Origin of the sequence: Methylobacillus draconifructus (genome assembly GCF_045984385.1) — a bacterium.
Taxonomy (GTDB): Bacteria; Pseudomonadota; Gammaproteobacteria; order Burkholderiales; family Methylophilaceae; genus Methylobacillus; species Methylobacillus flagellatus_A.
The window spans coordinates 126,110-137,892 of sequence record NZ_JBJQIJ010000006.1 but is presented as its reverse complement, the minus strand read 5'-3'; the positions used below and the strand labels follow the sequence as shown (position 1 = coordinate 137,892).

Below are 11,783 nucleotides of genomic sequence, written 5' to 3'. Positions count from 1 at the left end.
CCAGGATGCCTTGGAAAACCACTCGCAAGGAACTGCTTCATGCAAAACCCTCCAGTACGTACCCTTCGTTGGCCAGATCTTTCCATGTATGGCCTGCGCCTGATCAGTACCAAGCTGCCCTCGGGCGATTGGAGATTGGTGCTCCTGGGTGGTGACAAATTCCCGGCCGCGTCCGCGCGCCTTGGCTTCAAGAAGAAAAACGGCCTGTGGATCCGCAATGACCACCAAATTACAGCCAATGAGCTCAAGGATGTGTTCAAGCAATTCCGCGTCAAGGAAATGCCTGAATCCGATATCTACCGTATTTTGCGACCCAAGAATCGCGAAGCGACTGTAGAGGAAGTCCAAGCCAATATTGCCATCAACACTGCAACTCCTATCGGTACGAATCATTTGGGCCAAGAAGTGTTCAACGGCGCAGATGGCCGCTTCATTAAGACTGGCGAAGGCAAGGTAGTGAATATGTCGGAAGCGTCCATGCGACCTTCCATCTTCCTGCGTGCCATCGATGCTGAAGATCTGGCAGAGTGCGCTGATGCGTTGGTCATGGCCATATCCCGCGGCGAGGTGTTCCGTGAGGAAGACATCGACAACTTTGCCGGGCACATCTTTGACGGCAAGCCCGAAGAGATTGAGATCAAGCTTTCCTCCCTGCACGTGGCGATTAACCACGCCCTGGGCAGGAAGATGTATACCGAATTCCATGATGCCGGCCGTAATTCCTTCAACCTGGCATTGAAGCTCCACGAAGGCCTGCCGCCTTTGTCTCCTGAGCTGGCAGAGCTGATCACCCCGCTGCCTGTGGGCGTTGTTGCACAGCGCCTTGCTGGCATTGGTGAAGATTCCGTGGTGTTTAGCCCAGTAGTAGGCAACGGCTCCCTGTTGTCTTCAATTGGCGAGAACATCCGCGTGATCACGCTGGATGATCCTGATGAAACTGGCAATGCCATACGCCCCAATATCTATCTGGACTCGCTGGCGGGTGCTGAAACTGATGCTGTAGCGCATAGCATCATGCTAGCCAACTTCCCTTCCGAGCCTCTGGATGAGCAGGTGCTAAGCCTGGGTACTAGAGTGCAACGTGGTGACCACCTGAAGGTGATGCGCTACATGAGCTCCCGGGATCGTGTAGGTAAGAGCGTCTTCATGCTGAAGGCTGGCGATAGCAGTGGTGAGCTTGATCAAGATACCAAGGTGCTAATGAGCTGGATCTCCGCTCGCTTCCAGATCGAAGGTTATGTCGAGCTCGACGGCAGCCTGTTCGGCCGTGGCGGCAGTGCCAATAACCGCTACATGGTGGTGGTTGGTAATGCTGGCCAGACTGAGAACATTCAATTTGATTCCACCCGCGTCATTTATGACTACCAGTCGCTGTGGAAGTGGGCAGATGAATTTGTGTCCGAGCAACAGCGCCTGAGCGAAAAGCCTGCCCTGGAAGAAAATGGTTACCAGGCGCCTTATGTCCCTGCCTCCAGGATCGGCATGGCCACAACCATGATCCCGCGTAACCTGGTGGGCCCTATCCGTGAAGCACTGGCACGCATTGAGGCTGAGCATGGCGCGGTGGATGAGTTTGTTGCCAAAGAGCTGGATATGCCATTCGCTGAGCTGGAAGAATGCTTCAGCCCAGAGCAGATTGATGCCATTGCCATGGGCATTGCAGCGCACAAGAATGACAAAGGCTTCATTGAGGCAGATCAGACCGGTCTGGGTAAGGGACGCGTGCTGGCGGCAATGGCTCGCTATGCCGTCCTGAACAATATGCCCACGGTATTCATGTCGATTTCCGACACGCTGTTCAGTGATTTCTATCGTGACATCATCGATATTCACTCAGAACACCTGATCAAGCCGTTCGTGTTGAATCAGGGCGTGCCGCTGATCGTAGAGAACAAGCGCGTGCGTCGTGGCACCAAGAAGGAAGAAGCGCTTGAAGTTATCCAGTCTGGCCGCCTGCCGGATGGCGACAACTTGTTGATGGCGACCTATAGCCAGTTCAATAAAGACAACAGGAAGAATGGTGATCCCAAGGCCCAGTTCCTGAAGGATTTCTCCAATGGCGCCTTCATGATCATGGATGAGTCGCATGCGGCTGCCGGTGATTCCAATATTGGCTTCAACATGCTGCGTAGCCTGCGTGAGGTCAAGGGCGTGGTGTATTCCTCGGCCACCTTTGCCAAGGATTCCAAGAACTTCAGGATTTACTCCAAGGTCATGCCGCCTTCCGTGTCGCCGGCGACAATTCCCGAGATCCTGAGTCGAGGTGGCGAGCCGCTGGCAGAGGTGTTCTCATCGATGCTGGCAGAAGATGCTGTCATGATTCGCCGCGAGCATGATCTCTCCAAGCTCAAATTTGAAGATGCCCTGGATACGGTCTACCAGGCACGTAATGAGAAATTTGCTGACCAGCTGGCAGAAATCTTGGAAGGCATGGGCATGCTGAGCGGTGCCGTGGGTGATATCCTGAATGACCGCAACAAGCTGATAGCTGAGCAATTCTATCGCATCCAGGCTGCCAAGCCTGTGGTGAAGGGTGAGACGCGCGAGAAGATCAACATGCGCGAGCATGGTTGGTTTGCTTCCAACATGGGTAGCCGGATGTACCAGGCCATGCGCCAATTCTTCCTGGCCATCAAGGTGGATTACACCGTCGAGCTGGCATTAAAGTCGCTGGAAGAAGGCAGGAAGCCCATCATTGCCCTGGAAAACACCTTTGAAGCCCAACTCAGGGATAGCATCAAGGCGCAGAAGGATGCAGCCGATGTGACTGATGAAACCTTGTTCATCCAAGAAGCTGAGGCTGGCCAGGATGAGTCTGAGGATATGGCGGACTTCTACAATGCGCTGAATGACATTGAAGATGAAGGCAGTGACCTGCTAGGCACGCAGGAAAAGGATGAAAATATCCTGCATGTACCCCTTACCTTCCGCAATGTGCTGGCAAAAATGCTGGATGCGATTGTCGTGGTCCGCAAGTCTGGTACAGACAAGCGCGTTGAAAAGCTGGAAAACGAAGCCATTGAGCGTCTTCGCAAATCGATTGAGCTCAAGATTGACGCTTTCCCTGACATCTACATTTCCCCGGTCGACTACATCAAGCAGCGCCTGGAAGAAAACGGTTACAGCTGTGGTGAAATCTCCGGCCGCACTATTGGCATGGTGATTCGTAATGATGGTACCCAGGTTATCTCCAGGGTAAGGCAGGGCAACAAGAACCGCATGATCAGTGCCTTCAACTCCGGTGCAATGGATGCGATCGTGCTCACGACCTCTGGCTCGACAGGCATTAGCTTGCACGCCAGTGCTAAGTTTGCTGATCAGCGCCAGCGCGAAATGATTGAGCTGCAGGTAGCCAACAATGTGGCCACCCGCATGCAGATGCTGGGTCGCCCTAACCGCACAGGCCAGGTTTGTGCGCCGATCATCAGGACCGTGAACTCCGGTTTGCCTGCTGAATCCCGCATTATCTCGATGCAGAATTCCAAGCTGCGCCATATGTCGGCCAACACGACATCAAACCGTGACAACTCCGTCATTGATGAGGATCTCGATATCCTGAACAAGGTGGGCAATGTCGTGTGCTTGCACTTCCTGATGAATAATCAGGATATCGCCAAACGCTTGGCAATCGATCTTGCTGTGCTGGATGAAGAGGTTGCCAAGAAGAAGAGCAACACGTTCTATGTCGACCAACTGACTGGCCGTCTGGGCATGCTGTATGTGCGTGAGCAACGCGATATCTACGAGCAAATTGGTGAAGCCTATCGCAATGAAATTGCTTACCTGGACTCCAAGGGTATCAATCCATTCAAGTCCCATGAAATGGACGTCAAGGGCAAGATTGTGGACCGCGAGGAAATCTATACACCCGTATTCAATACAGGTTCCGTATTCGATCGCCCAGTCTATATGACCAACCTGGAATGGAACATGAAGCTTGACCCGCTCTCACCAGAGCAGGTCAAAACGATGTGCAAGGAAAACATCCTGATCAGGTTCGACCAGAACAATCCGGTTGATTACCTGAGGTCCCTGGTCGACGCCATGGAGCAGTCCCGTGATGAGATACTGGACAAGGCATGGATCAAGAGGCAGTACCCCACCCTTGAAGCTGCTTTGTCCAATGCGGACAGCAGCGTGTATGCAGCTAAAGCACGATTGGACTTCATTGCTAAGTGGGCAACTTCGCTGGTGCCGGGCAATGTGGTGGACTTTACATCGCTTCGTAATGGTGTCAGCCAAGGTGTCATCCTGGATGTCGAGCTGCCCGAGCCTGGCAAGGAGGACAAGCTTGGCCAGTACCGTATCAAGTTGCTGATTCCAGGTGAAGGTCGTGAAACCATGTCTTTGTATCCCATGATCAAAGATAAGGCGTTCAATGTGAGGACCAACAATGCTGAGGTGCTGCAATTGATCTCAGAGCAGGCTCCTACGACCAAGATGCGCGACATCATACTGGACGGCAATATTTTTGCAGCTTGTGCCTGGTCTGTAGACCAGAACAGGGGCACCAGCACCATTTACACCAATGAGCATGGCGAACGCTTGCGTGGTGTTGTGATGCCTGGAGATTGCTACTTTGTGAACATGGAAACGCCATTTGCCATCGATCGTGATGTTGCGTTTGAGCACGTGTGCAACCATATTAATCAGAATCAACCCATGGCGCTGCATAACTCGCCAAAATCGCAGCCATCTAGTTCAGACCTGAATCTGTACTTTGGTAACGGCAAGCTGCAAATCAGGTTGCCTAAGTCCAGGGACTCCATCCAGTTCATCGATGCAAGTTCCATCCCTGAGATCAAGGCAAAGCAATTCAAGTTGACCAAGGGTCAGCGCGAAGGCACGGTGATTATTGATCTGGATCCAACCAACCTGAAGGAATTCCTGGATGAGATCTATGAAAACAACGACACCTTCTTTGCTCCCTACAAGGACAAAGACTTGATCATGAATGTCTTCAATCAGGTTCAAGCTCGGCGCGCATCATTCCGAGTCTCCATGTAGTCAACATCAAACACCCTGACAACCTCAGGGTGTTTTTTTTATATCCTTTGATAAGCCTACAACCCTTTAATCACAAGCAATCAAGCTGCTTACTCCAAAATAACTTCCTTGATTACAAATCGCTCATGTGGTATAAAATAAGCATACTTATTAAGGATGATTGTTTTGACATCACCATCAAATGTTGTGAATTTGCATAGCGCGGAAGGTGGCCTACCCCTCCAGGCCGTTAAGCAATGGCGGGAAGGCCTGTTTAATGCAGTAGCCAGCCAAATCTGTGATGCCAACCTTCCAATCGTTCAGCGCTCTATCGGCATGTGGCCATGGAGCATGGGCGTGCCAATCCCCAAGCGCAGCCAGGTCAACATCCTGAGCGAGGGCGCCATGAGCATCCTGGTACCGGTTGGAACCGAAAATCAGGTCATCCGTTTCAGCATCTGGATTTACTTTGGCGAAATCCGCATTGGCGTAGGCATCCCATCCAGTCTCGTTCAGTCGACAGAAGTATCCGAGGAAGTGTCGCGTTGCTTTGACGGCAATCCCTGCCATCGCGAAGTGGATGGTGACAAAGAACACTTCTTTGATTGGATCTTCAACCAATCTGGCATGGCCGACCCTGCATTCATGGCTGAATCCTTTGGCAATCCCGGCACAGCCGCGTTGCTGGCCGATGCCGTTGGCAATGTCCTGACTCATATCTACATGGCCACCATGCATTCCCTGATTACACGCGGCGGCATGGTTGTCTCCAAAACAGCAGGCCTGATCAAAGAATCTGATGCCAAGCGCATCGTGATCAATATCGAGACATCAAAGGATGGCGCCATTGATGAGGCCGCGAAGGGATTGCTGGGCTTGGGCTTGGCAGTCGAGAAGATTTACTCCCCGTCCCCCAATCGCTCCGTGGTCATATTGAAGACCGAGCAATTCAATGATGAGCGCAAAGTGGCGATCAACAATGTCCTGGCGATGTGTGAATGCTCGGGCGATTTCCTTGAAGATGAAGAGCATAAGGCTGGCTAATGCGCGTATATATTGCTGAAAAGCCATCCGTTGCCCGCGCCATTGCTCAGTTCATGGGCGGCAAAGCTATCTCCAAGCAAGGGTATATCGAACACTCTAGTGGTGATGTGATTACCTATTGCGCTGGTCATTTTTATGAATTGGCGCCTCCAGGGTATTACAACGGAGGCCAGAAGGGATTTTCCTTCTCATACCTACCCTTGCTTCCAACAGATTGGAAAGTCCTGCTCAAGGACACTGCCAAGGCGCAGGTAAGAGTGATTCAGGGTCTGCTCAAGGGTGCCACTGAGGTGATTCATGCCGGCGACCCGGACCGAGAAGGTCAGCTGATCGTTGATGAGTTGCTGACAGATCTGAAATGCAGGTTGCCCGTAAGGCGTCTATGGCTGTCTGCCAATGATGAAACCTCAGTCAAGCGCGCGCTGGCATCCATCAAGGACAATTCTGGGTATCTACCCATGGGCTATGCGGCCATGGCCAGGCAGCGTGCTGATTGGCTGGTGGGCATGAACCTGTCCCCTTCCTATACGCTGGCAGCCCAAAAATCCGGTTTCCGTGGTTTGATATCCATTGGCCGCGTGCAGACCCCAACGCTTGCGCTGGTGGTCAAGCGCTGTATGGAGATTGAGAACTTCAAGCCTCAGGACTACTTCTCCATCAGCGCCCAGATCAAAGTGGCCCAGGGAGAATTTGTCGCCAGGTACAAGGTGGATGACAGCCTGCCTGGTGTTGATGCTGAGGGCCGTGTGGCCACCAAGCAGCTGGCTGACTTGCTGGTCAACCGCGTCAAGGGTGCCGTGGGCACGATTGCAGAATGCAAGACTGAGCGTAAGAAGGAAGGCCCTCCCCTGGGTTTCAGCCTGTCTGCCCTCACGATCCTGGCCAACCGTCGCTTTGGTTATGGCGCCCAGCAAGTGCTGGATGTATGCCAGGAGCTCTATGATCCCAGCCTGGCCCTGCTTTCATACCCGCGTACTGATTGCGAATACTTGCCGGATTCCCATCATAACGATGCGAGCAACATTCTTGCCCATCTGGCAGCTAATTTCCCTGAGGCACAGAAAGCCAACAGCGCGCAGAAATCCAGAATCTTCAATGACAAAAAGGTCACCGCCCATCACGCGATCGTGCCGACATTGAAGCCTGCAAACCTGGCGGTGCTGTCGCAAGCCCAGCGCTCGATCTACGAGCTGGTGTGCAAGCAATATATTGCTCAGTTCTTCCCGGATTTCGTCTATGACAAGACTTCCGTGGTGGTCAACTACCCGCACCAGGCTGGCATTGATGTATTCACAGCTTCTGGCCGCGTTGAGCTCCAGCAAGGCTGGCGTGATGTCCTGGCTCAAAAGGCCAAGGCTGATGACGATGAATCGACCCTCCCCCAGATTACACCTGGTGAAAATGCCAAGGCGCTGGATGTTGAAGCCAAACTGAAGCAAACAGAACCACCGAAATACCATACAGAAGGCACATTGCTAGACGCGATGACCAATGTGCACAAGGAAGTCACCGACCCTGAGATCAAAAAGCGTCTCAAGGAAAACGATGGCATTGGGACTGAGGCCACGCGTGCCAGCATCATCAATACGCTGTTCAAGCGTGAATTCATGGTGATGGACAAGAAGTTCATCAAGGATACCAAGACCGGGCGTGACCTGATTCTGGCGATCCCCAACATCATCAAAGATCCGGGCATGACCGCGCTTTGGGAAAACGCACTGCGCAGTATCGAGGCCGGCACCATGACGATCGACCACTTTATTGGCATGCAGTCAAAGTCGCTGACCAAGCTGGTGGAGCAAGCCAAGACCCTGACCATCAATATCACCAGTACCAAAAGTGAAATTGCCCGGACAAAACCGGTAAAGGACTGCCCCAAGTGCGGCAAACCAATGCGCGAGATGCTGGCTAAGCAAGGGAAAAACGCAGGCAACAAATTCCTCGGCTGCACTGGTTACCCCAATTGCAAGCACACCGAGCAGATTGTTGGTGCCAACGCCAAACGAGGTACCACCAGCAAGAGCAGCTATTCCAGGACGGCAACAAAAGGCAGCCGTTCAACCGCAACGCAAGGAAAGACAGCATGAAGAAACTGGACGGCTTCAGATTGATTGGTTTCCACGGACCAGCCAGGTCGGGGAAGGACACCCTGATTGCCATGCTGCAGCAACAGTTCAGCGTGCCATCGGTGGCGTTCTCGGATGCCATCTATGATGAGGTTCAGCAGGCGTATCGCTTAAGGACACAGGATGTGCTGCGTAGCGTGCATACTAAGGATGCCCCAACACGGCTGATGCGCCCGACTGGATGCCATGACCTTGCCTTCAGGAAGCTGTTGGCCATCAAGGGTCACCATGACAATGAAGAGCTTTCACCCAGGCAGGTATTGCAATACTGGGGAGACCACCGGCGCGCGAAGGATCCCATTTACTTCATCAAGATGACGGCCAAGCGTATTAGCCACCTGCCACAGGGGATTGTGCTGATATCTGGCGTGCGCTCCCAAAATGAAGCCGACTTTATCCGCGGCAATGATGGATTCCTGATCCACGTGCATCGCGATGTGGCCAAGGTGAATGACCACAAGATTGAAGCTGCACTTCCCGTTCACCACCATGACACCGAGCTGGATAACAACGGCTCAATTCAAGAACTCGAGGCAACTGCCATAAAGCTTGCACAAAGCATTGGTATGGTGGCGCCTCGCCATGGCTTCGCCATGAAGCCATAGGTTAGGAGTAAACATGCAAATTAACGATATCCTCAACAATATAGCGAATGCCCTGCGCCAGAAGAATCTTCATCTGGATGACATCGTCCGCCAGCGCTATATCCAGAACAAGTCCATGAAGCTCATTGGTGAAAGCCTTGGCCTCAGTGCTCAATCTATCAGGGTGCGCATCGCGCAAATCTGGCAGCATGTAGAGCTTGAGCAGCCTGAGATCCTGGAATCCATCAACCAGATGAACGATGATTTGCCCGGCACCTTCCTTACCAGGGACTTCAAGAATTACACCAGTATCCATAACAGCCTGACCGCCAAGACACCAAGCGGCGATTCCGTGATCACGTTCAATGTTGGTGTGCGCAGCAACTTGAACACCATGACCACCATCAAGAGAATTCTGGTCTCTGGCAAGAAACTGCCTCTGGATGAGCACTTGTTGAAGATATTTGGCGCCCTCGGCGAGCGTGGTCAGATGTGTATCCAGCGATACGGCATTGGCCTCGACAGGGATAAGACCCTGGATGAGTTGGGTGTAGCGTTCAAGCTCACCAAGCAACGTGTGCATCAGATCATCACCAGTATCACCAAGATGATCTACCTGGCTGAGCAGGAAGCAGGATTCGGCCCTATCACCAGTATTGCCCTGAAAGCCCACACTAGCTGCCCCAAGGGTAGTTTCCAAGTGGTGAACCTGGAAAGCCTTCTCAAGGATCTGGGCGCTACCAAGCTGCATGCCCATGGCACAGCGTATATGCTGGCGGTGCTGGATATTGAGTACCATGTATTTGATGGCGTCACTTATGTAAAGGATCCCTTCTTGACGCCAGCCATGGTACTGAAGGAAATTCGCCGTGAAAGAATCCTGAAGCGCGGTGAGCTCCGTGAAGCAAAGCGCAAAGACTCCAAACAAGTCATGCTGGTCACCGAAATCGGCTTGATGAATGCGCTGCGTGCGCGTTACAGTCACCTCAGTAAACTCAGCAATGGTGATTTGATCTCCCGGCTGGTCACCCGTGAGGATGCCATGCTGGTGGAAGTCGCCAATACTGACTGGAAAGGGATCAACACCCAGACCGAGCCTTGCACACCGCGCATCACAATGAAAGCCTTCAAAATGTTCGAAGAGGTGGCGGCCAAGCGCAAGGTCACCAAGAACGACCTGATGGCATCCTGTATTCGCCATCTGGTATACCAAAAAGACCTGGTTGCAGCTTAAAAGGACCGCGATGTTCATTACCCTTGAAGGCCAGGACGGATCTGGCAAGTCTTCTCAAATTCCAGCAATCACTGGTTTGCTGGAAGGCTTGGGGCACGCTGTGGTATCAACCCGCGAGCCTGGTGGTACTCCGGTTTCTGAGGCATTGAGAGCCATGCTGCTTAAAGATGACATGGATCCAGTCACTGAAACTATGCTGATATGTGCTGCCAGGAAGCAACACATAGAAGAAGTAATATCGCCTGCGCTTTCCCGCGGGGATGCGGTGGTTTCCGACCGCTTCTTTGATTCCACCTATGCCTACCAGCATGGCGGCCGAGGCGTCCCTGAAGACACGATCTTCACGCTGAGCAAGATTGCCCAGGGCGATTTGCAGCCAGACTTAACCTTGCTATTTGATGTCCCAGAATCGGTGTGCCTGGAGCGCATGCAAGGGAGCCGTGTTGCTGACCGCTTCGAAAAAGAAAGTCTGGACTTCTTCACGCGCGTACGTAATGCCTACCTGTCGCTAGCAGAACGAAATCCTGAACGTGTCGTGGTGATTGATTCCCACCAGCCAATCGAGGCAGTGGCAAAGGATGTTGAAGCTGCCGTGAAATTGTTTCTGGCGCGCAAGAAGCCTGCAATGCGGGCTTAAATTCTCTTCTTACCCGACTGCTCACCCTCTACCTGGTCGGTGATATCCTTGTTCAAGGACGCCGCCAGGATAGCAATGACCTCTTCGGCCGACAAAACCTTTACGCTTGTCCCGGCCTTGCCCCTGAAATAGTCATCAATATCGTGCCCATCAAGGTCTCGGGCGGATATGGACGCCCCTGCAGCAATGAGGGTGCAGATGATTTCATGGTGATGCAGTTGATTGGCCACCATCAAAGGGGTGGCACCGTTTTCATTGGTGCAATCCGGTGAGGCTACCTGCTTGAGTGCCAGTTTTACGCGTGCGACATCCCCGGCATTTACCGCTGCAAACAACTCATCATTGGCAGGTATCTGGGATTGGTCCATGGAATCAGTGTAGGCAGATTTGAACGCCGGGTCAAAATCTTACAGTGAGCGCCGGCGCAGTGCTTCGGACTTGCTGGTGGACGTATCATCGACCAGGACAACCTCAGGCGCCGCGGTTGCTAGCACGCATGCTGTCATGGCCACCCAGGTGCGCATTTCCTCTTCACCGTGCTTTTCGAAAATGAGCATATCCGGTGTCTTGCCCGATTTACTCTTCATGAATGGATCCATGTTGTTATCCATCAAGATGGGCAGGAGATCCATTTGGTTGCTGTTGATCGCCAAGGTGAAGGCGGTATCACCTTCACCGTTCAGATACACGTGGGTATCCTTCATGTTTGCAATGATGGTTGGAATCACTTCAGCAACATTGGATGAGATTGCAATAGCCAGCGGCAGATTGCGATCACCATTGGGCATGCTGAAGCACTCCTGGCAGCCTGCCTGCACCAGGACATCCATATAATCTTCGGAGTTGGGTACCGCGCCAGAGCTGAAACGATGCACCAGAGCATTGCGATCCTTACCTACGCAAATTGATACCAGGTATCTTTGCTCTTGATCGAGCTCGGTGAGGATGTTCGCAAACTCATCAATATCCAAGTTCATTACAGATTGAATGGCCTCCTGGAACAATTCGCGCATGTCGCCGTTGTTTGCCCGGATGAAATCGTCCTTGGTGATTGCCATGATTCTGCCATATCTAAAAATATGCTTATATTGTATCACATAAGAGATATTACGTTTTGAGGGCGCCCTCCTTAAGTGATATAATGTTGCACATGTGGTATCGTCAAAACGATT

At 52.4% G+C, this 11,783-nt stretch carries 8 protein-coding genes; 6 read left to right on the top strand and 2 right to left on the bottom strand.

What is annotated here, in order from left to right:
- The first annotated feature begins 39 nt into the window (after positions 1-39).
- From ACKF11_RS13415 to tmk, 6 genes are all read left to right on the top strand, one after another.
- Positions 40-5,007 (top strand): strawberry notch C-terminal domain-containing protein, encoded by a 4,968-nt coding sequence (locus ACKF11_RS13415; RefSeq protein ID WP_407997474.1) that lies wholly within the window; start codon positions 40-42, stop codon positions 5,005-5,007.
- A 330-nt stretch (positions 5,008-5,337) separates the two neighbouring features.
- Entirely contained in the window at positions 5,338-6,030 is a 693-nt protein-coding gene (locus ACKF11_RS13410) for a hypothetical protein (RefSeq protein WP_407997473.1), read from the top strand.
- Positions 6,030-8,117 (top strand): DNA topoisomerase 3, encoded by a 2,088-nt coding sequence (locus ACKF11_RS13405; RefSeq protein WP_407997472.1) that lies wholly within the window; start codon positions 6,030-6,032, stop codon positions 8,115-8,117. The genes ACKF11_RS13410 and ACKF11_RS13405 overlap by 1 nt, the downstream gene beginning before the upstream one ends.
- Entirely contained in the window at positions 8,114-8,761 is a 648-nt protein-coding gene (locus ACKF11_RS13400; RefSeq protein ID WP_407997471.1) for a deoxynucleotide monophosphate kinase family protein, read from the top strand. Before ACKF11_RS13405 ends, ACKF11_RS13400 begins: the two co-directional genes overlap by 4 nt.
- Before the next feature lie 13 nt (positions 8,762-8,774).
- Positions 8,775-9,974: a hypothetical protein gene (locus ACKF11_RS13395; RefSeq protein WP_407997470.1), complete on the top strand. Its 1,200-nt coding sequence runs from the start codon at positions 8,775-8,777 to the stop codon at positions 9,972-9,974.
- Between the two features lie 10 nt (positions 9,975-9,984).
- Positions 9,985-10,611 (top strand): dTMP kinase, encoded by a 627-nt coding sequence (gene tmk / locus ACKF11_RS13390; RefSeq protein ID WP_407997469.1) that lies wholly within the window; start codon positions 9,985-9,987, stop codon positions 10,609-10,611.
- Here the strand turns inward: tmk and ACKF11_RS13385 are convergent.
- Both ACKF11_RS13385 and ACKF11_RS13380 read right to left on the bottom strand, forming a co-directional pair.
- Positions 10,608-10,979 (bottom strand): ankyrin repeat domain-containing protein, encoded by a 372-nt coding sequence (locus ACKF11_RS13385; RefSeq protein ID WP_407997468.1) that lies wholly within the window; start codon positions 10,977-10,979, stop codon positions 10,608-10,610. The genes tmk and ACKF11_RS13385 overlap by 4 nt on opposite strands.
- Before the next feature lie 39 nt (positions 10,980-11,018).
- On the bottom strand, positions 11,019-11,669 hold the full coding sequence (locus tag ACKF11_RS13380) for an ankyrin repeat domain-containing protein (protein WP_407997467.1): 651 nt from the start codon (positions 11,667-11,669) through the stop codon (positions 11,019-11,021).
- Positions 11,670-11,783: the final 114 nt, after the last annotated feature.